The organism is Ruegeria sediminis (genome assembly GCF_005938215.1).
Lineage (GTDB): Bacteria > Pseudomonadota > Alphaproteobacteria > Rhodobacterales > Rhodobacteraceae > Ruegeria > Ruegeria sediminis.
The window spans coordinates 763,884-786,317 of sequence record NZ_VCPD01000001.1; the positions used below are offsets into that span (position 1 = coordinate 763,884).

Below are 22,434 nucleotides of genomic sequence, written 5' to 3' on the forward strand. Positions count from 1 at the left end.
ATGACCTTTGGCTGGCTCAGCATCCATACGGGTTTGGCCGCTTGTATAGGCGTTGCGGTGAGTTCCGCATCGCCAGCATTTGCGCAATCCCACAGTGAGCGTGCTGCATTTGCGTGTATGCAATTGGATGAAGAGTCAGCTTATGCTGATCTGCAAAATCTCGGCTGGCACAGTGTGATGCCAGTCGAACTCTCGCCAGTTGAAAAAGAGACACTTGCGACCGAGCATTACCTGTTCAAAGCCCAGCGGCCAAATAACCCCCATAAGCAGCAATCTTTCGAAGAGACCGCCAAGATTGCGATTAGGCGCGTCGAGCAGCAGATGGCTCGCAATGCTTCCGCTTCAAGCTTTTCGGGTGGCGCTGTATTTAGAAACAGTTCCACGCGAGACTTGGTGAGTATTCAAACTGAAAATCTTCAAAAATTTGAAAGAACCACCTGTACCTTTTTCTATACCCAAGAAACTGCGCCCAGCCTTTATTCGCATGCCCGGCGAACTCTGAATGCGAATGAACTTGAAAACACATATGTGACGCTGGTTGGGACGTGGAACAAATACCATGATGGTATCCAACGAGAGGTACAAACCTACCTCTGGAACAACACAAGCATGAGCGAGGCCCTCCAAAGGGAGTTTCCTGTAGAACTCATGGTTGTCGCCTCCGTTTGGCAGCACGCCGAAAACAAGAAGGGAGACGAATAATGCTTCCTGACCTTGAGATTGGTTCGAGGCTACCATGACCTTCTCCGACGCCATCCGCACCTGTTTCTCCAAGTTCTTCACCTTCTCGGGGCGGGCTTCCCGGCCCGAGTACTGGTATTTCTTCCTGTTCGTGGTGATCTGCAACATCGTCGCCGGGATCGTGGACTCGGCGGTTTTCACGCAGGTCACCACGACCGAGGCGGATGGCGCCAAGACGATCACCGCGACGTCGAGCCAGCCGGTGCAGAGCATCGTCGGGCTGGTCCTGTTCCTGCCGAATCTCGCCGTCGCCTGGCGGCGGATGCACGATACCGGGCGCAGCGGGCTTTATGCGCTGTTCCCGCTTCTGCTGGCCCTGGGCGCGGGCGCGGTGCTGGTCTTTGGCATCGGCCTCGCCTCGAGCTTCGAGCATGGCGGGACGCTTGACCTGCTGTTCACGCGGGCCACGCTGCTCGTCGTCATTCCGGCACTGCTTGTCCTGCTGGTGTCGCCCCTCCTGATGCTGTGGTGGCTGACCCGCCCCAGCCAGCCAGGCACCAATCAATACGGTCCCAACCCTCATGAGGTAACTCAATGACCGAACATACGCCCAACACCGCCTTCCATGCCTCGAGCTTCATGCAGGGGCACAATGCCGAATACCTTGAGCAGCTCTATGCCCAATACGCCAACGACCCGGGCGCCGTGGACGCCGCCTGGGGCGAGTTCTTCAAGGCGATGGGCGATGCCGAGCTGGACGTGAAGAAAGAGGCCCAGGGCCCGTCCTGGGCGCGGAACGACTGGCCGCCGATGCCCGCCGACGACCTGACCAACGCGCTGACCGGCGAATGGGCCGAGATCGACGCAGCGGCCGCCGGCAAGAAGATCAAGAAAAAGGCCGCCGCGGCCGGCGTCGAGGTCAGCGAGGACCAGATCAAGCGGGCGGTGCTGGATTCGATCCGGGCGCTCATGCTGATCCGCGCCTACCGCATCCGGGGGCACCTGGTGGCCGACCTCGATCCGCTGGGCATGCGCGCCAACGACCCGCACCCGGAACTGGACCCCAAGACCTACGGCTTCACCGACGCCGACATGGACCGGCCGATCTTCATCGACAACGTGCTGGGCCTGCAGATGGCCTCGATGCGGCAGATCGTCGAGATCGTGAAGCGGACCTATTGCGGTACCTTCGCGATGCAGTACATGCACATCTCCGATCCCGAGCAGGCCGCCTGGCTGAAGGAGCGGATCGAAGGCTACGGCAAGGAGATCTCGTTCACCCGCGAAGGCCGCAAGGCGATCCTGAACAAGATGGTCGAGGCCGAGGGCTTCGAGAAGTTCCTGCACGTGAAATACATGGGCACCAAGCGCTTCGGCCTTGACGGCAGCGAGGCGCTGATCCCGGCGATGGAGCAGATCATCAAGCGCGGCGGCGCGCTGGGGCTGACGGAAATCGTGATCGGGATGCCGCACCGCGGCCGCCTGAACATCCTGGCCAACGTGATGCACAAGCCCTATCGCGCCATCTTCAACGAATTCCAGGGCGGCAGCTTCAAGCCCGAGGACGTCGATGGTTCGGGCGACGTGAAATACCACCTCGGCGCCTCGAGCGACCGCGAGTTCGACGGCAACACCGTCCACCTGTCGCTGACCGCGAACCCCTCGCACCTCGAGGCGGTGAACCCGGTGGTTCTGGGCAAGGTCCGCGCCAAGCAGGACCAGCTGAACGATACGGACCGCACCAAGGTGATGGGCGTTCTGCTGCACGGCGACGCGGCCTTTGCCGGCCAGGGCATCGTGGCCGAGGGCTTTGGCCTGTCCGGCCTGCGCGGCCACCGCACCGGCGGCACCATGCACATCATCGTCAACAACCAGATCGGCTTCACCACCGCGCCGCACTTCTCGCGGTCCAGCCCCTATCCCACCGACATCGCGCTGATGGTCGAGGCGCCGATCTTTCACGTCAACGGCGACGACCCCGAGGCGGTGGTGCACGCGGCCAAGGTGGCGACCGAATTCCGGCAGAAGTTCCACAAGGACGTGGTCATCGACATCTTCTGCTACCGCCGGTTCGGTCACAACGAGGGCGACGAGCCCATGTTCACCAACCCGATCATGTACAAGCGGATCAAGACCCACAAGACCACGCTGTCGCTCTATACCGAGCGCCTGGTCCGGGACGGGCTGATCCCGGAAGGCGAGATCGAGGACATGAAGGCCGCCTTCCAGGCGCATCTGAACGAAGAGTTCGAAGCCGGCAAGGACTACAAGCCCAACAAGGCCGACTGGCTGGACGGGCGCTGGTCGCACGTGGACAAGAGCAAGGAAGAATACGTCCGCGGCGAGACCGCGATCACGCCCGAGACGCTGGCCGAGGTGGGCAAGGCGCTGACCCGCGCGCCCGACGGCTTTGCGCTGCACAAGACCGTCGGCCGCCTGCTGGAAGCCAAGAGCGCCATGTTCGAGACCGGCCAGGGATTCGACTGGGCCACCGGCGAGGCGCTGGCCTTCGGGTCGCTGCTGACCGAGGGCTATCCGGTCCGGCTGGCGGGGCAGGACGCGACGCGCGGCACCTTCTCGCAGCGGCATTCGGGGTTCATCCACCAGGAGACCGAGGAACGCTATTACCCGCTGAACCACATCCGGGCGGGCCAGGCGAATTACGAGGTCATCGACTCGATGCTCAGCGAATACGCGGTGCTGGGCTTTGAATACGGCTATTCGCTGGCCGAACCCAACGCCCTGGTTCTGTGGGAGGCGCAGTTCGGCGATTTCGCCAACGGCGCGCAGATCATGTTCGACCAGTTCATCAGCTCGGGCGAGTCGAAATGGCTGCGCATGTCCGGCCTGGTGACGCTGCTGCCGCACGGCTACGAGGGCCAGGGCCCCGAGCACAGCTCGGCAAGGCTGGAACGGTTCCTGCAGATGTGCGGCCAGGACAACTGGATCGTCGCCAACTGCACAACGCCGGCCAACTATTTCCACATCCTGCGCCGGCAGCTGCACCGCACCTTCCGCAAGCCGCTGATCCTGGTGACCCCGAAATCGCTGCTGCGCCACAAGCACGCGATCAGCGCCGCCGAGGATTTCACCACCGGCTCCAGCTTCCACCGGGTGCTGTGGGATGACGCGCAGAAGGGCTATTCGGACACCAAGCTGGTGGCCGACAAGAAGATCAAGCGCGTGGTCCTGTGTTCGGGCAAGGTCTATTACGACCTGCTGGAAGAGCGCGACGCCCGCGGGATCGACGACATCTACCTGCTGCGGATCGAGCAGTTCTACCCGTTCCCGGCGCATTCGCTGATCAACGAGCTGGAGCGGTTCAAGAACGCCGAAATGGTCTGGTGCCAGGAAGAGCCCAAGAACCAGGGCGCCTGGAGCTTCATCGAACCCAACATCGAATGGGTGCTGACGCGGATCGGCGCAAAGCACTCGCGGCCAACTTATGTCGGCCGGCCGACTTCGGCCTCGCCCGCGACGGGTCTGGCCAGCCAACACAAAGCCCAACAAGAGGCGCTCGTGAACGACGCGCTGACCATCGAAGGAAAACAAGCATGACAACCGAAGTTCGTGTGCCCACGCTGGGCGAATCCGTGACCGAAGCGACGGTTGCAACCTGGTTCAAGAAACCGGGCGACGCCGTCGCCGTCGACGAGATGCTCTGCGAGTTGGAAACCGACAAGGTTACGGTCGAGGTGCCCTCTCCCACCGCCGGCGTGATGGGCGAGATCGTGGCGGCCGAGGGCGAGACGGTCGGCGTCGACGCTTTGCTGGCGACCATCGCCGACGCCGCGGATGCCGGTCCGGAAGAGGTGCAGCTGCGCCACGCGCCGGCCAAGGAGGCTCCCTCGGCGCCGGAGGGCGATTCCATCGACGTGATGGTGCCGACGCTGGGTGAATCGGTGACCGAGGCCACCGTTTCGACCTGGTTCAAGCAGGTCGGCGACAGCGTCGCGCAGGACGAGATGCTGTGCGAGCTGGAAACCGACAAGGTGTCGGTCGAGGTGCCCGCCCCCGCATCGGGCATCCTGATGGAAATCACCGCGCCTGAAGGCACGACGGTCGATGCTTCGGCGAAGCTGGCCGTGATCTCGGGCAAGACGTCCGGTTCTTCGGCCGCCCCGGCTGCGCCGGCCGCCGCCGTCACCCCGTCGGTCGCGACCGGCGGCGCCAAGGACGTGGCCAACGCGCCCTCGGCCGAAAAGGCCATGGCCGAGGCCGGGCTGACCGCCGACAAGGTCACCGGCACCGGCCGCGACGGGCGCATCATGAAAGAGGACGTGGCCCGCGCGGTTGCGACCGCGGCCGCAGCGCCCAAGGCGGGCACGCCCGCGCCCAGCGCCGCGCCGCGCGCGCCGGTCGCCGCCGAGGATGCCGTGCGCGAAGAGCGCGTGCGCATGACCCGTCTGCGCCAGACCATCGCCAAGCGTCTCAAGGACGCGCAGAACACCGCCGCGATCCTGACCACCTACAACGAGGTGGACATGACCGAGGTGATGGCGCTGCGCAACCAGTACAAGGACCAGTTCGAGAAGAAGCACGACGTGCGCCTGGGCTTCATGTCCTTCTTCACCAAGGCCTGCTGCCACGCGCTGAAGGAGGTTCCCGAGGTCAATGCCGAGATCGACGGCAACGACATCGTCTACAAGAACTACGTCCACATGGGCGTGGCCGCGGGCACCCCGCAGGGCCTGGTGGTGCCGGTGATCCGCGACGCCGACAGCATGTCCTTTGCCGCGATCGAAAAGGCGATCGCCGAAAAGGGCAAGCGCGCGCGGGAAGGCAAGCTGAGCATGGCCGAGATGCAGGGCGGCACCTTCACCATCTCGAACGGCGGCGTCTACGGCTCGCTGATGTCCTCGCCGATCCTGAACCCGCCGCAGTCGGGCATCCTGGGGATGCACAAGATCCAGGACCGCCCCATGGTCATCAACGGCGAGATCAAGATCCGCCCGATGATGTACCTGGCGCTCAGCTACGACCACCGGATCGTGGACGGCAAGGGCGCGGTGACCTTCCTGGTGCGGGTGAAAGAGGCGCTGGAAGATCCGCGCCGCCTGCTGATGGATCTGTAACATGGCGACCCATGTTCTATGGCAGGCCGACGTGGCGGATTTCGACGCCTGGCTCAAGGTGTTCCGCGAGGACCAGGCGATGCGCAAGTCCGCCGGCATCCGCGACCTGCATGTCTGGCGCGATCCCGACCAGCGTGACCATGCGGTCGCGCTGTTCGAGATCACCAATCTCGACAAGGCGAGGGCGTTCTTCGACTCGGAAGAGCTGGCCATGCATCATGAGCGCGGCGGCATCGCCCATATCACGGTCAAGCTGCTGACGCCTGTTTGATTGAACCAACGTGCGACCTGTCGCTGGTGGGGCGTACATTGGAAGTCGGGATACTGCGCCATGCAGGAGAAAGCATTGTACAGGCAGCAGAAAATGAACAGTTCATTTGCCACCTACTACGGCATTTTTGCTATCTTCTTTATCGGAATGCTTGTTACCTACCTGTTTTCTGACATGACTTTTCACAGAAAAGGTGCGATGGCTCACCTGCTTGTGCCCTTTTTTGTCATGGCCTTACCGCTCATCTTGGCGGTTCGGTGGGGGTCAAAGGACCCCAATGGCAAAGTCGCGCTCTTGGTCAGCTTGTCATTGACCTTGATTGTCCTGACGGCAATTTGGTTTTGGTGCCTGAGTTGGTTCATTGAACGCAGAATAAGCACTCCGGGTTCCCCTGTTCCTGACGGTCCTGAAACCACCCGCTTCATCAACACGATGTTCGGTTGGACTATCATATTCGCCACAGCGACAGTGCCGAAGTGGTCGAAATTGCTGCCAAGGCATGCCGAGAAAACGCAAGAAACATCAACCGAGGAAGCTGGAAGAACGTCGGCTAAGAACTAACCTGACGCAGCGACTATTTGGGGTTCGGCGTCACAAGAAGAGGAAAACAATCCATGGCAAATTATGACGTCATCGTAATCGGCGCCGGACCCGGCGGCTATGTCTGCGCGATCCGCTGCGCTCAGCTGGGACTGAAGACCGCCGTGGTCGAGGGACGCGAGACGCTGGGCGGCACCTGCCTGAACGTGGGCTGCATCCCGTCCAAGGCGCTGCTGCACGCCAGCCACCAGCTGCACGAGGCCGAACACAACTTCGCCAAGATGGGGCTGAAGGGCAAAAGCCCCTCGGTCGACTGGAAGCAGATGCTGGCCTACAAGGACGAGGTGATCGAGGGCAACACCAAGGGCATCGAGTTCCTGTTCAAGAAGAACAAGATCGACTGGCTCAAGGGCTGGGGCTCGATCCCCGAGGCGGGCAAGGTCAAGGTCGGCGACGACACCCACGAGGCCAAGAACATCATCATCGCCTCGGGATCCGAACCCGCGTCGCTGCCGGGCGTCGAAGTGGATGAAAAGGTCGTCGTGACCTCGACCGGCGCGCTGGAGCTGGGCAAGATCCCCAAGAAGATGGTGGTGATCGGGGCCGGCGTGATCGGGCTGGAACTGGGCTCGGTCTATCAGCGGCTGGGCGCCGAGGTGACGGTGATCGAATATCTCGACGTGATCACGCCGGGCATGGATGGCGAGGTGCAAAAGACGCTGCAGCGCATCCTCAAGAAACAGGGCCTGAACTTTGTCATGGGCGCAGCGGTGCAGAAGACCGAGGCGACCAAGACCAAGGCCAAGGTCACCTACAAGCTGCGCAAGGATGACAGCGAGCACGTGATCGACGCCGACACCGTGCTGGTCGCCACCGGCCGCCGCCCCTATACCAAGGGTCTGGGCCTGGACGAGCTTGGGATCGAGACCACCAAGGGCGGCCAGATCAAGGTCGGCAAGGACTGGCAGACCAGCGTCAAGGGCATCTACGCCATCGGTGACGCCATCGAAGGTCCGATGCTGGCCCACAAGGCCGAGGACGAGGGCATGGCCGCCGCCGAACAGGTCGCGGGCAAGCATGGCCATGTCAACTACGGCGTCATTCCGGGGGTGATCTACACCTGGCCGGAAGTGGCGAACGTGGGCGAGACCGAGGAAAGCCTCAAGGACCAGGGCCGCGCCTACAAGACCGGCAAGTTCATGTTCATGGGCAACGGCCGCGCCAAGGCGAATTTCGCCGCGGACGGGTTCGTCAAGATCCTGGCCGACAAGGAAACCGACCGCATCCTGGGCGCGCATATCATCGGCCCGGCGGCGGGCGAGCTGATCCACGAACTCTGTGTCGCGATGGAATTCGGGGCGTCGGCCGAGGACCTGGCGCTGACCTGCCACGCGCATCCGACCTATTCCGAAGCGGTGCGCGAAGCCGCGCTGGCCTGCGGCGACGGACCGATCCACAGCTGAGGCAGTTTGATTTCAGGAATGACCCGCCATCAAGCGGGTCATTTTTTCGTGTTTGCTTTGGGCTTCATTCGGCTGGATGGCGCCTGTCCGGTTTCGGTTGACGCTCCTTCGAATCCGCACGTTTTCTATTCGTGAGGACGCGCATAGCGTCCTTCACTGGAACGAAATAGAGCTTCAAGCAGCTGTTCAACTCGTGTCCACGGTCCTTTTCGGTCACTCCGAATTTGACGTCGCGATTGTCTTCGGGCATCGCATAGGTTCCAAACAGGACGTCCCAAACGGGGAACATGAAGGCGAAGTTCTTGTCCAGATGATCCGGATGGCAACTATGATGCACGTGGTGATGCGCCGGCGATGGAAAAACCTTGGACCAAACCCCCGGCCAGCGCAGCCAGATGTGAGAGTGCCGCAGGTTGTAGCCGACGAAGTTGAACAGGAACATCAGCAATGGAACACCCAGAAGAGTGGGCATGTTGGGAACGAATCCAAAGACGTTGAACCAAACACCGGCAGTAACGCCATATATGACGCCATTCGCGGCCATGTAGAACAAGTTGTCCACTGGATGCTCACGAAAATTGGACAATGGATGCATGACTTCCGCGCTATGGTGAACTTTGTGAAATTGCCACAAAACCGGGATCTTGTGCTGCAGATAATGCACATAGAAACTGATGAAATCGCTGCATGTCATGGCGACCACCATGAACCCGAAGGCCGCTGCGATTGCTCCCCAACCGGTGAATGGGTTTACTTGCGCGGTTTCGATGAGCCCCGCTCCGCCGGTAACAAACCGGAATGCCTCGAGGGTTGAAAACCCAGCCAACCCGAGCAGCAGGAAATGGCCGATGAGCATGTGGAAAAAGAAATAGCGGACGTCGAGCCAGGCGGAAGGGTGTTTCCATACCTTCTTGGGAAAAAGAAAACCGACGAAGGATTTCTCACCCTCACCTGACCCTGTTTTCTTACGCGCCTTCAGGTAGATGGGAAACGCGATCAGAACTGAAGAGGCCAGGTACAAAAAGTAAATGCGATTCTTCGGATCTAGAGGCGACGACAGGACATTCTGTGCGAAGGATATGAAGGACTCGTAGTAAGACTGAAGAAATTGCATGATGTGCCCGATTGGTTGCCTGCATCATGTTTGTACTTGAAAATGTCGAAAAAATGGAATTTCTGGCGAGCAACCATCAGAAATCTGCGGTTTTTTCGCAACGACTACCACATGGTCCGCGCCGCGCGGGCGGGCCAGGCGGTGTCGTAGGCTGCGCCGCCCTCTTCCCCGCCGGTCAGTTCGGCCAGGAGGTCACCGATCGACGGCAGGCCGCCGCTTTCGTCGCCGCTGGCCCAGGTGCCGGCCCGCATGAGGGCGCGGGCGCATTGGATGTAGATCTCGGCGATTTCGATCACGATCACCGTCGCGGGGCGTTTGCCCTGTTTCTCGAACCGGGCGCATAGATCGACGTCCGCGGTCAGCCGCGCCGCGCCGTTCACCCGGACCACGTTGTCAGAGCCCGGCACCAGGAACATCAGCGACACGCGCGGGTCCCGGATGATGTTGCGCAAGCTGTCCAGCCGGTTGTTGCCGCGCCAGTCGGGCATCGCCAGCGTCCCCGGATCAAGCTCGAGCACGACCGGGCCGTCGTCGCCCCGCGGGCTGCCGTCGGTGCCCTCGGGCCCGACGGTGCTGAGCACGCAGAGCCGCGAGGCCATGATCCACTTGCGGTAAAGCGGCGTCAGGCGGCGCGCCACCTTGCGCAGGGACGGCGCGGCCGGTGCGCCATAGAGCGTGTCCAGTTCGGAGATGTCGTCAATGTACCGCATCCGGATCAAACCCCACTTCGCGCATCAACTCGTTGGAATGGCTTTCGATTTCCTCTTCGAGCCGGGCCATGAAACTGTGACGGTCCACCCCCGGCGCGATCGGCTTCAGGAATTCGACGATCGCATGGCCCGGCTTGCGCAGGATGCCGCTGCGGGGCCAGAACACGCCGACATTGGTGGCGACCGGAACGCAGGGGTTCTTCAGGCCCTCGTAGAGGATCGCCGTGCCTACCTTGTAGGCCTTTTTGACGCCCGGCGCGACGCGCGTTCCCTGCGGGTAGATCACCAGCTGGCCGGGCTCCTCGAATTCCCTGGCCACGTCCTTGACCATCTTGGCGATCGCCGCGCCCTTCTTGCCCCGGTTGACCGGGATGCAGCCCAGGCGTTTGGCGTAGAGGCCGATCACCGGCGTCCACATCAGCTCGCGCTTCATGATGAACTTGGCGTGCGGCACCGCATCGAAGATCAGCAGGATGTCGAAGAAGGACTGGTGCTTGGCGGCCAGCATGACTTCGCCGGTCGGGACCGTGCCCCTGACCTCGCCGCGGATGCCGACCATCCAGCGCGCCAGCCAGATGGTCGAGCGCGCATAGAGCTTGCAGGCGCGCAGCGCGCCCCGCTTGGAGAACAGGGCGTAGGGCGCGAAAAGCAATCCCAGCACGCCCATCCACAGGTAGATCACGATCGTGAAGATCAGCGAGCGCACCCACTGGAATGCCATGGCCATCAGGACAGTTCCTTCAACTTGCGCCGGGCGGCGGCCAGGGTCGCGGCGAAGGCGACGGTCGCGCCCAGGGGCGGGATCAACAGCGGCAGGACCCATCCGATGCCCTGAAAACCGAGCCCGGTCAAGAATCCGCCGGCTTCGGAGGCATCCGGCAAAAGCAGCACCCCCGCCATACCCAGGATCGTGCCGACCGCCGCGCCGACAAGGGCCCGGAAGGTGAAGCGCCGCACGAAGGCGCCCGCGATGAACCGGTCACGCGCGCCGACAAGGCGCAAGACCTCGATCACCTGCGCATTGGCGGCCAGCGCCGCGTTGGCCGCCAGCGTGATCATCGCCGCCGTGGCGCCGCCGATCAGAAGGATCGAGACGAGCGCGAGGCGGCGCAGCGAATTGGCGGCATCGACCAGCGGTTCGCGCCAGCGCGTGTGATCGTCCAGCACGGCGCCCGGCACCTCGGCCCCGAGCCGCAGCCGCAGCCCGGTGGAGTCGTAGCCCGGCACACCCGCAACGATCTCGATCAGCTGCGGCACCGGCAGCGCGTCGATGGGCAGATCCGGCCCGAACCACGGCGACAGCAGCGCCGCCTGTTCCTCGCTTGTCAGGGCGCGGGCCGAGGCGACGCCGGGCGTCTGTTGCAGAACCTTGAGCGCGACGGCAGTCTGGGAGGCGCGCTGATCGGCGGGCGCATTGATGCGCAACGTGGCCGCACGCGCCAGTTCCGAGGCCCAGCGGTCCGCAAGCCGGCCGGAGGCCAGCGACAGCGCCAGGGCGAATACCGCCAGAAACGCCATCGCACCCGACACGAACAGGGTCAGATGCGCGGTGAACCCCGAGGGCGGGACGACGCGGTCGGCCCTTTGGTCGCCCTTGAGCAAAAGACGGATGGATCCCTTCTTCACAGATCGGCCCCCGCAAGCTGCAGTTTCCGCTGCGAGATCCGCAGCACGCGCGCCTGGACCTGGCTTTTGGCGGCGCGGATGAGGCTGAGGTCATGCGTGGCGATCAGCACCGTCTTTCCCATGCGGTTGAGTTCGATCAGCAGGCGCAGCAGCCGCTGCGACATCTCCCAGTCCACGTTGCCGGTGGGTTCGTCCGCCAGCACCATGTCCGGCGACAGGATGACCGCGCGGGCCAGCGCCGCGCGCTGGCGTTCGCCGCCCGACAATTCCGGCGGCAGCGCATCCGCGCGCCGGCCCAGCCCGACCCAGTGCATGAGTTCGTGCAGGTTGGCGTCCTCGGACTTGGGATCCCGCCCCGAGACCAGCAACGGCAGGGCGACATTCTCGGCCAGCGTCATGTGGTCCAGAAACCGGCAATCCTGGTGCACGACGCCGATGCGGCGGCGCATCATCGCGGTGTGGTCGCGGTCCAGCCGAGCCATGTCCTGGCCGAACACGCTGAGCCGCCCTGCCGTCGGCAGCAGCGCGCCGTAGCAGAGCTTGAGCAGCGTGGTCTTTCCCGACCCGGAGGGCCCGGTCAGAAAGTGGAAGGAGCCCGGCGCGAGTTGCATCGAGACATCGCTCAGCAACTCCCCGCCGCCATAGCTGTAGCCGACGTTTTCCAGCTCGATCAAACCTGCCCCCTGTCGCTTTGGCGCTCTTCTTGCCCCAGCCCGTGACCGGTTTCAATGCCCACACCGGGGCCAAAGGGCGACACTTGCCCGCCGAGAGTGAAAACATTGTTTGCGCACAGGGAGTAACCGAATATCATCGCGGAAAAAACCGGCACCAGGAAAGAAGCGAGGCCAGGAGGCAGTATGCGTCTGACATGTCCGAATTGCGGCGCCCAGTACGAGGTTCCCGATGAAGTGATCCCGAAAGGCGGCCGGGATGTGCAATGCTCGAATTGCGACAAGACCTGGTTCCAGAACGCGGCGGGCGAAACGCCTGCCGAACCGGCACCGCCCAAACCCGAAGAACCGCGGCAGGAGGCGCCGCCGCCCGAGCCGCCCGCGGCCGAGCCGGAAAAGGCGGAGCAGGGGGCCGAAGCCGCGCCCGAGCCGGAAAAGGCGGAACCCGAGGCCGAAGCTGAGCCCGAAAAGGTGGAACCCGAGGCCGAACCGGCGGCCGCCGCGGAACCTTCGCGCCCGGAACCGGCCAGCCCGCGCAGCGTCGATCCCGCCGTCGCCAACATCCTGCGCGAGGAAGCCGCGCACGAGGCCGAACTGCGCGCGCGCGAAGCGGACAAGCTGGAAGTTCAGCAGGATCTCGGGCTGGAGGCCCATGCCGGGAAGAAGCCGGGCGCGGATGCGCCTCCGGCGGCAAAAACCGTGCCGGAGGAGTCCCGCCGCGCGGCGCTGCCCGACATCGAAGAGATCAACTCGACCCTGCGCGGCGACGCGGCTTCCGACAAGGGCGAACAGGCCGAACAACAGGGGCGGAAGTCGAGCGGTTTCCTGCGCGGCTTTGCGCTGGTCGTCATTCTGGGCGTCGTCCTGATGATGGTCTACAGCAACGCGCAGCAGATCGGCGAAGCGGTGCCGCAGGCGGACCCGGTGCTGGACTCCTACGTGTCGATGGTCGATCAGGCGCGGCTGTGGCTGGAAGCGCAGGCGGATGCGGTCATGAACCCGGCCGAGTGAGCGGACGCCCGCGATCCCTGCCGGTCAGAACCGTTCCAGCAGACGCTTGAGGTAATCCAGTTCGATCTTGGGCCGGTCGGAATCGCCGGTGCGGCGGCGGATCTCGTCCAGCAATTCGCGCGCGCGGCGATAGACGTCCTCGCCCTGCAGCAGCCCTTCGTCGGTCGAGATCGAGCCGACGGCCCCCTGGTTCCGACCCAGCGGATCGAGGTTGCGGGCCTGCATGTCGCCATCCTGCGCCCCCTGGCCCGGCTGTGACTGGTTTTCCTGCGCCATCGCCTCGCCCAGCGAGCGCATGCCTTCGCGCAGCGCCTCCATCGCTTCGGACTGTTGGTCGATGGCCTCGGCCAGATCGTCGCCGCGCAGCGCCTCTTCGGCGCCTTCCATCGCGCGCCCGGCCCGGCCCAGCGCGTCGCGGGCGGCGTCGCCCTCGGGCGTGCCGGCACCCGGCAGGGACTGTTCCTGACGGCGCAGTTCCTCGCGCAGAGCCTGTTGACGGTCGGCCAGCGAGCCTTCGCCCTGCTCGCCCGCGCCGGACTGGTCCGAACCCTGCCCGCGGCCGCCCTGGCCGTCGTGGCTTTCTCCGCGTCCCATGCCGCCCGAGCGGCCTTCGTTGCCTTCGCGGTCGCCGGATTGCGCGCCCGGGTTGAACTGTTCCTGCAGATCGCGGAACGCCTGATCGCTGAGGCCTTGCTGGTTGCGCAGCGTCTCGGCCAGGTCCTCCATAGCGCGGCGTCCCTCGGATTGGCCGCCCTGCCCCTGGCCCTGCGTCACGCGCATGTTTTCCATCATCTGCTGGAATTCCTGCAGCGCCTGCTGCGCCTCGGCCATGCGGCCCTGTTCCATCAGTTCCTGGATGCGGTCCATCATGCGCTGCAGGTCGTCCTGCGTCATGCGCATGGACTGGCTGTTCGGATCCTGCGGGCCTTGCTCGCCTTCCATCCCGTCCTGTTGCGCCTGCCGCTGCAACTGCCGCAGGTAGTCGTCGGTCGCTTCGCGCAACTCCTGCATCAGCTCGGCGATCTCCTGGTCCGAAGCGCCGTTCTTCATCGCCTCGCTCAGGCGTTCCTGCGCCCGGCGCAGCCGCTCGAGCGCGTCGCTGAGCGTGCCCTCTTCCAGCAGGATCGCCAGATCCCACAGCGCCTCGGCGATCTCGGCCTGCTGCTCGGGGCGAAGGCCGAACTGGGCATAGGTCTCGAGCCGGCGGAGGATGACGCGCAGGCGCAGATAGGCGGTCTCGGAGCGGAAGATGTCCTCGGGCCGGTGCGAGATCGCCCGCAGCAGTTGCGCCACGCGCGGCGCGTTGGCCCTGGCCCAGAGCAGATCCCGGCGCTGTTCGATGACGGCGGCGGCCAGCGGGTCGAAGAACCGCCGCGCGGGCAGCTTCGTCGCGTAGGGTTCGGAAAACGCGTTCTGGTCGCGGGCGTCGAGCGCCGACAGGGTGATCGTCACCGGAAGGTGCGCCCAGGGGTGTTGCGAAAAATCCTCGATCAGATCCTCGGCAAAGTCGCTCCGGTCGCCGGCAATGGGCATCGGCAGTTCGACGGTGATCCCGTCGCGGGGATCCGGGTCGGCCAACAGCCCGTGGCGGCGGTCGAGACCCGCCAGATCAAGTTCGATGCGCGCCTCGCCCGAGACCACGCCGTAATCGTCGCTGGCCGTGAACGGCAGGGTCATCTGGCCGCCGGCCTCGGCCTCGGCGATGCCGGCGATTTCGACCGATGGCGGGTTGTCCGGGACGATCTCGAGCCCCCACATGCGCCCGCCCGGGCCGTCGATCCGCAGGACGCCGGACTGCACGGCGGTGAAACTCTGTTCGGGTTCCGTCGCTACCTGCGTGCCGCTGGCAGAGGTGGTTTCGCTCAGCGACAGCTGGCCGACCTCGCCGTAGAAGCGCAGCGTGACGTCGCTGCCTTCGGGAATCTGCACGGACTCGTTCGACAGATCCGCCAGGTAAAGCGTCGGCCGCCCCGTGTAGCGCGGCGGTTCGATCCAGCCTTCCCAGGTCGGACCCTGCCCGGCCATGGCGCTGCCGGGCGCGAGTTCGGCCACCGAGGCGACGCGCCACAGCGACCCGAACAAAAGCGCCACCACCAGCGCCAGCAGGGCGGAATAGCGCAGCGCGAAGGGATCGCGGGCCGCCAGCCGCAGATCGGGCCTGACCGGAACCGCCCTGGCGGCCTTGTCCGCCATGCGCGCCTGATGCGCCCGCCACAGAATGACCGAAGCGCCGTCCATCGCGCCGATCGCCTGGTCGTCGAGCAGCGCCTGAATTGGCCGTTCCGGCATGGTTTCGTCGAGCCGCGCCAGCGCATCCGCCCGCGTCGGCCAATGGAACCGCCGCGCGCCGTGGACCAGCGCCACAAGCGCCCCCAGCCCGGCAAGCGCGCCCACGGCCCAGACCAGTTCCACTTCGACCAGATCCTGCAGACCCAGCATCAGCGCAGCCAGAACCGCCATGACGATCGAGGCCAGGGGCCAGAACGCCCGCAGCACCTGCTCGGCCAGCATCCCTGCGCGGGTGAGCCACAGCGACAGCCTGGGAATCGGTAGCGGTTTCTTGGCGGTCAAAACGGGCCTCCAGACGGGCCCGCGCGAAATCCGCGTCAAAGCCACTCGGGTATGGTATCGCGGTTTATGATTTCGTCAAATGTCGGTCTTGCGCGAATAACCGCGAATTGATCGCCGCGAACCAGCACTTCGGGGATCAGGGGGCGGGTGTTGTATTCGCTCGCCATGACGGCGCCATAGGCCCCGGCGCTGCGGAAGGCGATCAGGTCGTCCGCGGCAAGGGGCGGCATGTGGCGCTGCTTGGCGAAGGTGTCGCCGGTTTCGCAGACCGGTCCGACGATGTCGTAGGGCTGCATCTCGGTGCCCGGCGCGGGTTCCAGGACCGGCACGATGTCGTGATGCGCCTCGTACATCGCGGGCCGGATCAGGTCGTTCATCGCCCCGTCGAGGATCAGGAAATCGCGCCCCTCGCCCGATTTCACGTAGATCACCCGGGACACCATGAGCCCGGCATTGCCGGCGATCAGGCGCCCCGGCTCGATCTCGATTTCGCAGCCCAGATGGCCGAGCGTGTCCTTGATCAGCTGCCCGTATTCCAGCGGCAGCGGCGGCGCCTCGTTCGAGCGGGTATAGGGGATGCCAAGGCCACCGCCCAGATCGAGGCGGCGGATGTCGTGCCCCTCGGACCGCAGCCGTTCGGTCAGCTCCGCGACCTTGCGGTAGGCCTGTTCAAAGGGCTCCAGCACGGTCAACTGCGAGCCGATGTGAACGTCGATCCCCACCACTTCGAGCCCCGGCAGGCTGGCCGCGCGGGCATAGACCTGAGAGGCGCGGGCGATCGGGATGCCGAACTTGTTCTCGGATTTCCCCGTCGCGATCTTGGCGTGGGTGCGGGCGTCCACGTCCGGGTTCACCCGGACGGTGATCGGAGCGGTCACGCCAAGCTCGGTCGCGACGGCGCTGATCACCTCCATCTCGGGTTCGGATTCCACGTTGAACTGGCGGACGCCGCCCATCAGCGCCATGCGGATCTCGTCGGCGGTCTTGCCGACGCCGGAAAACACGATCCGGTCGCCGGGAACGCCCGCCGCCCTGGCCCGCAGGTATTCGCCGCCCGAGACCACGTCCATGCCCGCGCCCGCCTGCGCCAGCGTCTTGAGGATCGCCTGGTTGCTGGCCGCCTTCATCGCGTAGCAGATCAGGTGGTCGGTCCCGTCCAGCGCCTCGTCGAACAGCCGGTAGTGCCGCAGCAGCGTCGCGGTCGAGTAGACGTAGAACGGGGTGCCCACCGCCGCGGCGATCTCGGCGATGGGAACGTCCTCGGCGTAGAGCGCGCCGTCGCGGTAGAGAAAGTGATCCATGGCCTCGCGCTTAGACCGAAAGAACGCTTCGGATCAATGGCGTTTGGAGCGCAGGAACAGGTAAAGTGGCAGCCCGCAGCTGACCCCGATGCAGAATGTGGCGGGAATGGCGACCAGGTGCGCCCAGGTCCGGCGACGGACGACTTCGGCCAGGACCCAGACGGTGAGCGTCACCGCCGAAATGGTGAGGTCCCAGACCAGCCCGGAACTGGCGGCGTTGGCGTGCCAGGCGTCGACCATGCCGGGCAGATCCAGGCCGTTCTCGGCGAACCAGCGCAGGAACCAGCTCATCGGGTGGATGGCTCCCCAGGCGGCGAGCAGGAGGTAGGCGATACGCAGCGGGGTCATGGCATTCTCCTTGTCCGCCGGTCAGTTAGGCCGGCGGGAACGGAGTGCAACGGTTTCGATGGGTTTTGTTGCGCCGCCGGCGACCCCGGCCGCACGAGTTTCAGCCCGGGATCCCGTGTCCGGACGTCGCGGCGCCCGCGTTCCTCGTCGGTTGCTCGGGTTCGCCATCTGCGCCGCATCCGGCCAGCGCGAGGCCGGCCAGAACCAGAAGGGATGCGCGGATCGTATTCATGCGATGTTGGCCTTCCATCTTTCGATCTGGGCGCGCACCTGCGCGGGTGCGGTGCCGCCGTAGGACTGGCGCGAGTTTACCGAGTTTTCGACGCCAAGAACATTGTAGACATCCGCGGTGATCGCCGCGTGGGCGGATTGCATCTCGGGCAGGGTCAGGTCGGGCAGGTCGCAGCCCTTTTTCTCGGCCAGCGCCACCAGCGCGCCGGTGACGTGATGCGCCTCGCGGAACGGCAGGCCGAGCACCCGCACCAGCCAGTCGGCCAGGTCGGTCGCGGTGGAGAAGCCGGATCCGGCGGCGGCGGCGAGGCTTTGGCGGTTGGCGGTCATGTCCCTGACCATGCCTTCCATCGCGGCCAGCGCCAGCATCCAGTTGTCGGCAGCGTCGAAGACCTGTTCCTTGTCCTCCTGCATGTCCTTGGAATAGGCCAGCGGCAGTCCCTTCATCACCATCATCAGCGCGGTGTTGGCGCCGAAGATGCGGCCCACCTTGGCGCGGATCAGTTCGGCGGCGTCGGGGTTCTTCTTCTGCGGCATGATCGACGAGCCGGTCGAGAACCGGTCGCTGAGCGTGACGAAGCGGAACTGGGCCGAGGACCAGATCACCAGCTCTTCGGCGAAGCGCGACAGGTGCATGGCGCAGATCGAGGCGACCGACAGGAATTCCAGCGCGAAATCGCGGTCGCTGACCGCGTCCAGCGAGTTGGCGGCGGGACGGTCGAAGCCCAGCGCCTCGGCCGTCATGTGGCGGTCGATCGGGAAAGAGGTTCCGGCCAGCGCCGCCGCGCCGAGGGGCGATTCGTTCATCCGGGCGCGGGCGTCGCGGACGCGGCCGAGGTCACGGCCGAACATCTCGACATAGGCCATCATGTGATGGCCCCAGGTCACCGGCTGGGCGGTCTGAAGATGGGTGAAACCGGGCATGACCCAATCCGCCCCCGCCTCGGCCTGCGCCAGCAGCGCGCGGATCAGGGCCAGCAGCCCGGATTCGGCGGCGTCGAACTGGTCGCGCACCCAAAGCTTGAAATCGGTCGCCACCTGGTCGTTGCGGCTGCGGCCGGTATGCAGCCGGCCCGCGGGTTCGCCGATGATCTCCTTCAGGCGTGCCTCGACGTTCATGTGGATGTCTTCCAGCGCGGTCGAGAACCGGAAATCGCCCCGCTCGATCTCTGACAAAACGGTGAGCAGCCCTTCCCGAATGGCCGCGGCATCACTATCAGTTATCACGCCTGTCGCGGCCAGCATGGCCGCATGGGCCCGAGAGCCCGCGATGTCCTGGGCCGCCATGCGCTTGTCGAACCCGATCGAGGCGTTTATCGCCTCCATGATCGCGTCAGGACCGGCGGCAAAGCGGCCGCCCCACATCTGGTTCGAGGATTGATCGGTCATGTTGGAAAACCCGGAGTTGCTATGCGCCTTGTTCGTCTGATCCCCCTTTATATGGCCCTCGCCTTGGGTGCAAATGCCGCGATGGCCGCCGATGTCGCGACGCTCGAGGCGCTGCGGGACGGCAGCATGAAGAAGCTGATCCTGCATTCCGAGCCCAAGCCGGTCGAGGCGGTCGAGTTTCAATTGGAGGATGACAAGGGCACGGCGTCGCTTGCGGATTACCGCGGCAAATACGTCCTGCTGAACTTCTGGGCCACGTGGTGCGCACCCTGCCGCAAGGAGATGCCGCAGCTTGCCGAGTTGCAGGACGAATTCGGCGGCGACAAGTTCGAGGTGCTGACGCTGGCCACGGGGCGGAACTCGCCCGCGGGCATCGTGAAGTTCTTCGAGGAGAACGGCATCGACAACCTGCCCCGGCACCAGGACCCGAAACAGGCCGTGGCGCGGGAAATGGGTGTCGTCGGCCTGCCGATCACCGTGATCATCGACCCGGACGGCAACGAAATCGCGCGGCTGATCGGGGATGCCGAATGGAACTCGGACAGCGCCAAGGCGATCATCTCGGCGCTGGTCGGCCCGGCCGGCTGAACCCGCAACGGACGCAGGTCCGGACCTGCGCCGCCGCGCGGATTGGTTGGATATGCCGGCCCGGATCGCGTAACCTGCTGTCCGGCCGTTCCGGCCATCGCGACCTGTACTTGCATCAAAGGGGGGACAGCGGCGGTGGATATTCTTGACGAAAGGCAGTTTCGGGAAACCGTCGTTGGCCGCAAACTGGCCATGGGCGGGACGTGGATCGTCGTTTCGGATGACGGCAAGATATCGGGAACCGGCGAAAACGGCGACGAAATCGCAGGAACCTGGTCCTGGGACGGCGCGTATTTCCGCAGGATCGTGTCCTACGGCCGGGACACGCAGCCTGAAGATCTGCAGAAAGTTGTCGCGAACGGGGACCAGATCACTTTCGTCAGGCAGAAGGGCGACGGCGTGGCGTTCACCTTCACCTTCGCCGATTGAGGCGCACCCGATCGTAGCGGTCTTATAAGCGCATTCTGCTTCGGGTCGCGGACATGGGACCCGACAGGTCGGCGGAAGGGATGCGCCCCCCAATGTTCCGGATTTTTCGATTTCGTGTTAAATTGTTGCCACGCCCGAACAAATTCCGGGCGAATTACCATTATTGTCAATTGAATTTAGGGGGGACTGCCATGAAACCCAAATTGCTTGTTCTGCTGTCACTGACGGCTGCGGTCGCCGGGTCCGCCGCTTTGGCCGAGTTCAAACAGGTCAAGAAGGAATCCCAGTTCCAGCAGCAGATCGTCGATCGCAAGCTGGTCGGCGCCAATGGGGACTGGACCATCATCAAGGCCGACGGCTCGCAGAGCGGCGAATTCAACGGCAACAAATACGTAGGCTCGTGGAAATGGAGCGGCAAGTATTGGTGCAGGAACGGCGTGATCGGCGGCAGGGAGCTTGGCACCAACTGCCAGCTTGTCGAGGTTGACGGGAACTCCGTTCGGTTCATCCGCGACAAGGGCAAGGGCAAGGTGAGCGTCGCCCTTACCATCGAGTAACCACGCGCTTGGCGAACAATGTGCTATGATTGTCCCGACCTGAGTTGTCAGGTCGGGATCAGGATCCTGAGTCGGAAAGGAGCAAGCCATGAAACCTGTGGTTCTGCTGATCGGTCGGCTGCCCAACGTGATCGGCGACGTCGCACGGCAGTTGGACCATCTGCCCATCGAATGGCTGGGCGCGCACAACCAGGCCGAGGTGGAGCGCCAGCTGGAAGCCGAGCCCCGCATCGCCTGTGCGGTCATGGGGGCGGGGCTGGACGACAACGTGCGGGGCGCGCTGGTCCGCGTGATCGCCGCGCGACGTCCGGACATCTGCATTCACCTCAAGGACCGGGAGTCGGGGCCCGAAGGCCTGGTTCCCTTTGTCGAGCGTGTGGTGCAGCACCTGGTGCCGGACGAGGCGAAGACGGGCTGACGCGACGCGACCTTTGACAGCCGGGCGAAGCCTTTGCAGGCTGTCGCGAGGAGGAGCCCATGCCACTCGAAGTCATGCTGGCGCTGGTCATCGGCGGCATCGCCGGGATCGCGCTGTTGTTGCATCTGTCCGGCCGGTCCAACCAGCGCGTGCTCACGCCCGAAATCGCGCGCGAGGAGTGGCGGCGCCATTTCCCGGACGACATGATCGTCGACGTGACGCTTGCGCATGACGGCCACGCGGCGCTGATGCGGACCGAGACCGGGCCGGGCCTGCTGTGGGCCCTTGGCGCCGACACGGTGGCGCGGCACCTGATGGATTTCGACTGGCTCGATCATCCGAAGGGGCTGGAGATCTTTTTCCATGACTTCGGCGCTCCGCGCGTGCTCGTCCGCCTCGACGAGACCGAGCGCCGGCACTGGCGGCACCTGATGGAGCCCGCATGAGCGACCAGATCACCTATCCCGACGTCGTCCAATGGGCGATCCCCTTTTTCATTGCCGCGATCCTGGCCGAATTCGCATGGATCGCGATCAAGGGCCGCGGCGGGCGGTACGAGACCCGCGACGCGGTGACCTCGCTGATCATGGGGGCGGGCAACGTCGCCTCGGGGATCCTGCTGGGCTTCGTCGCCTGGGCGTTCTTCATGTGGCTATGGGCGCTGACGCCGCTGGACCTTGGCACGTCGGTCTGGGTGGTGGCGCTGTGCTTCGTGCTGGACGACCTGCGCTATTACTGGGTGCACCGGTTCGGCCACCGCATCCGCTGGGTCTGGGCCAGCCACGTCAACCACCACAGTTCGCAGCATTACAACCTGACAACGGCGCTGCGCCAGACCTGGACCTATACCTTCACCTTCATGATGGTGGTGCGGGCGCCGCTGATCCTGCTGGGCTTCCATCCGGCGATGGTGCTGTTCTGCGGCGGGCTGAACCTGATCTACCAGTTCTGGATCCACACCGAGGCGATCGGCCGGATGCCGCGCTGGTTCGAGGCGGTGATGAACACGCCCAGCCACCACCGGGTGCATCACGGTCGCAACGCCCGTTACCTGGACTGCAACTATGCCGGGGTTTTCATCGTCTGGGACAAGCTGTTCGGCACCTTCGTCCCTGAGCAGGAGGACGAGCCCGTCGATTACGGGCTGGTGCACAATATCGGCACCTTCAACCCGCTGCGGGTCGCATTCCACGAATGGGTGGCGATCTTCCGCGATGTCCTGCGGCCGGGGCTGACGCTGCGCCAGCGGCTGGGCTACGCCTTCGGCCCTCCCGGCTACAGCCATGACGGCAGCCGCGACACCTCGGGGCAGATCAAGGCCAGGCACCTTGCCCGCCACCCCGAACTGCGCGGGACCGCCGGTTTCGGGCAGCCGGACCGCCCATCCGCACGGCCGGCGGAAGAGCAGACCCTGTGACGCCTTCGTGACCCGGCCGCCCG

At 64.6% G+C, this 22,434-nt stretch carries 24 protein-coding genes; 14 read left to right on the plus strand and 10 right to left on the minus strand.

What is annotated here, in order from left to right; translation table 11 throughout:
* From FGK63_RS03920 to lpdA, 7 genes are read left to right on the plus strand one after another with little or no spacing between them, the layout of a single operon-like run.
* A complete protein-coding gene (locus FGK63_RS03920) occupies positions 1–702 on the plus strand; it encodes a hypothetical protein (protein WP_138840276.1) in 702 nt (233 codons plus the stop codon).
* A 34-nt stretch (positions 703–736) separates the two neighbouring features.
* Positions 737–1,279 carry a DUF805 domain-containing protein gene (locus FGK63_RS03925; protein WP_138840277.1) on the plus strand — a complete coding sequence of 181 codons (543 nt, stop codon included), beginning with the start codon at positions 737–739 and terminating at the stop codon, positions 1,277–1,279.
* On the plus strand, positions 1,276–4,239 hold the full coding sequence (locus FGK63_RS03930; RefSeq protein WP_138840278.1) for a 2-oxoglutarate dehydrogenase E1 component: 2,964 nt from the start codon (positions 1,276–1,278) through the stop codon (positions 4,237–4,239). The genes FGK63_RS03925 and FGK63_RS03930 overlap by 4 nt, the downstream gene beginning before the upstream one ends.
* Entirely contained in the window at positions 4,236–5,756 is a 1,521-nt protein-coding gene (gene odhB / locus FGK63_RS03935) for a 2-oxoglutarate dehydrogenase complex dihydrolipoyllysine-residue succinyltransferase (RefSeq protein WP_138840279.1), read from the plus strand. Before FGK63_RS03930 ends, odhB begins: the two co-directional genes overlap by 4 nt.
* A gap of 1 nt (position 5,757) precedes the next feature.
* Positions 5,758–6,027, plus strand: coding sequence for a hypothetical protein (locus FGK63_RS03940; protein WP_138840280.1), 270 nt, complete (start codon positions 5,758–5,760; stop codon positions 6,025–6,027).
* 60 nt (positions 6,028–6,087) lie between these two features.
* Entirely contained in the window at positions 6,088–6,588 is a 501-nt protein-coding gene (locus tag FGK63_RS03945) for a hypothetical protein (protein WP_138840281.1), read from the plus strand.
* A 53-nt stretch (positions 6,589–6,641) separates the two neighbouring features.
* Positions 6,642–8,030, plus strand: coding sequence for a dihydrolipoyl dehydrogenase (gene lpdA, locus FGK63_RS03950; protein WP_138840282.1), 1,389 nt, complete (start codon positions 6,642–6,644; stop codon positions 8,028–8,030).
* A gap of 64 nt (positions 8,031–8,094) precedes the next feature.
* On the opposite strand, the gene FGK63_RS03955 is transcribed toward lpdA, so the two are convergent.
* The 5 genes from FGK63_RS03955 to FGK63_RS03975 form a co-directional block, all read right to left on the minus strand.
* Entirely contained in the window at positions 8,095–9,144 is a 1,050-nt protein-coding gene (locus FGK63_RS03955) for a sterol desaturase family protein (RefSeq protein WP_138840283.1), read from the minus strand.
* Positions 9,145–9,248: 104 nt separating this feature from the next.
* Positions 9,249–9,854, minus strand: coding sequence for a pyridoxamine 5'-phosphate oxidase family protein (locus FGK63_RS03960; protein WP_138840284.1), 606 nt, complete (start codon positions 9,852–9,854; stop codon positions 9,249–9,251).
* Positions 9,841–10,581, minus strand: a complete 741-nt coding sequence (locus tag FGK63_RS03965; RefSeq protein WP_138840285.1) for a lysophospholipid acyltransferase family protein — start codon at positions 10,579–10,581, stop codon at positions 9,841–9,843. Before FGK63_RS03965 ends, FGK63_RS03960 begins: the two co-directional genes overlap by 14 nt.
* Positions 10,581–11,480: a cell division protein FtsX gene (locus FGK63_RS03970; protein WP_138840286.1), complete on the minus strand. Its 900-nt coding sequence runs from the start codon at positions 11,478–11,480 to the stop codon at positions 10,581–10,583. The genes FGK63_RS03965 and FGK63_RS03970 overlap by 1 nt, the downstream gene beginning before the upstream one ends.
* Positions 11,477–12,154, minus strand: a complete 678-nt coding sequence (locus FGK63_RS03975; protein WP_138840287.1) for a cell division ATP-binding protein FtsE — start codon at positions 12,152–12,154, stop codon at positions 11,477–11,479. The genes FGK63_RS03970 and FGK63_RS03975 overlap by 4 nt, the downstream gene beginning before the upstream one ends.
* A gap of 183 nt (positions 12,155–12,337) precedes the next feature.
* On the opposite strand from FGK63_RS03975, the gene FGK63_RS03980 reads away from it, so the two are divergent.
* The gene (locus FGK63_RS03980) at positions 12,338–13,162 is read left to right on the plus strand and encodes a zinc-ribbon domain-containing protein (protein WP_138840288.1); all 825 of its coding nucleotides are present in this window, start codon (positions 12,338–12,340) and stop codon (positions 13,160–13,162) included.
* Between the two features lie 24 nt (positions 13,163–13,186).
* On the opposite strand, the gene FGK63_RS03985 is transcribed toward FGK63_RS03980, so the two are convergent.
* The 5 genes from FGK63_RS03985 to argH all read right to left on the minus strand — a co-directional run bounded on the left by FGK63_RS03985 (position 13,187) and on the right by argH (position 19,002).
* Positions 13,187–15,733: a TIGR02302 family protein gene (locus FGK63_RS03985; protein ID WP_246043934.1), complete on the minus strand. Its 2,547-nt coding sequence runs from the start codon at positions 15,731–15,733 to the stop codon at positions 13,187–13,189.
* Positions 15,734–15,768: 35 nt separating this feature from the next.
* The gene (lysA, locus tag FGK63_RS03990) at positions 15,769–17,034 is read right to left on the minus strand and encodes a diaminopimelate decarboxylase (protein WP_138840289.1); all 1,266 of its coding nucleotides are present in this window, start codon (positions 17,032–17,034) and stop codon (positions 15,769–15,771) included.
* 33 nt (positions 17,035–17,067) lie between these two features.
* On the minus strand, positions 17,068–17,382 hold the full coding sequence (locus FGK63_RS03995) for a DUF2834 domain-containing protein (RefSeq protein WP_138840290.1): 315 nt from the start codon (positions 17,380–17,382) through the stop codon (positions 17,068–17,070).
* 100 nt (positions 17,383–17,482) lie between these two features.
* Positions 17,483–17,614 carry an argininosuccinate lyase gene (locus tag FGK63_RS04000; protein ID WP_138840291.1) on the minus strand — a complete coding sequence of 44 codons (132 nt, stop codon included), beginning with the start codon at positions 17,612–17,614 and terminating at the stop codon, positions 17,483–17,485.
* Positions 17,611–19,002 carry an argininosuccinate lyase gene (argH, locus tag FGK63_RS04005; protein ID WP_138840292.1) on the minus strand — a complete coding sequence of 464 codons (1,392 nt, stop codon included), beginning with the start codon at positions 19,000–19,002 and terminating at the stop codon, positions 17,611–17,613. The genes FGK63_RS04000 and argH overlap by 4 nt, the downstream gene beginning before the upstream one ends.
* Positions 19,003–19,023: 21 nt before the next feature.
* Between argH and FGK63_RS04010 the strand changes: the two genes are divergently transcribed.
* The 6 genes from FGK63_RS04010 to FGK63_RS04035 all read left to right on the plus strand — a co-directional run bounded on the left by FGK63_RS04010 (position 19,024) and on the right by FGK63_RS04035 (position 22,411).
* Positions 19,024–19,590: a TlpA disulfide reductase family protein gene (locus FGK63_RS04010; RefSeq protein WP_138840293.1), complete on the plus strand. Its 567-nt coding sequence runs from the start codon at positions 19,024–19,026 to the stop codon at positions 19,588–19,590.
* Between the two features lie 135 nt (positions 19,591–19,725).
* Entirely contained in the window at positions 19,726–20,019 is a 294-nt protein-coding gene (locus FGK63_RS04015) for a hypothetical protein (RefSeq protein ID WP_138840294.1), read from the plus strand.
* Positions 20,020–20,210: 191 nt separating this feature from the next.
* On the plus strand, positions 20,211–20,576 hold the full coding sequence (locus FGK63_RS04020; RefSeq protein WP_138840295.1) for a dihydrodipicolinate reductase: 366 nt from the start codon (positions 20,211–20,213) through the stop codon (positions 20,574–20,576).
* 88 nt (positions 20,577–20,664) lie between these two features.
* A complete protein-coding gene (locus FGK63_RS04025; RefSeq protein WP_138840296.1) occupies positions 20,665–20,994 on the plus strand; it encodes a hypothetical protein in 330 nt (109 codons plus the stop codon).
* Between the two features lie 59 nt (positions 20,995–21,053).
* Entirely contained in the window at positions 21,054–21,440 is a 387-nt protein-coding gene (locus tag FGK63_RS04030) for a hypothetical protein (protein ID WP_138840297.1), read from the plus strand.
* On the plus strand, positions 21,437–22,411 hold the full coding sequence (locus tag FGK63_RS04035) for a sterol desaturase family protein (protein WP_138840298.1): 975 nt from the start codon (positions 21,437–21,439) through the stop codon (positions 22,409–22,411). The genes FGK63_RS04030 and FGK63_RS04035 overlap by 4 nt, the downstream gene beginning before the upstream one ends.
* The last annotated feature ends 23 nt before the right edge of the window (positions 22,412–22,434 follow it).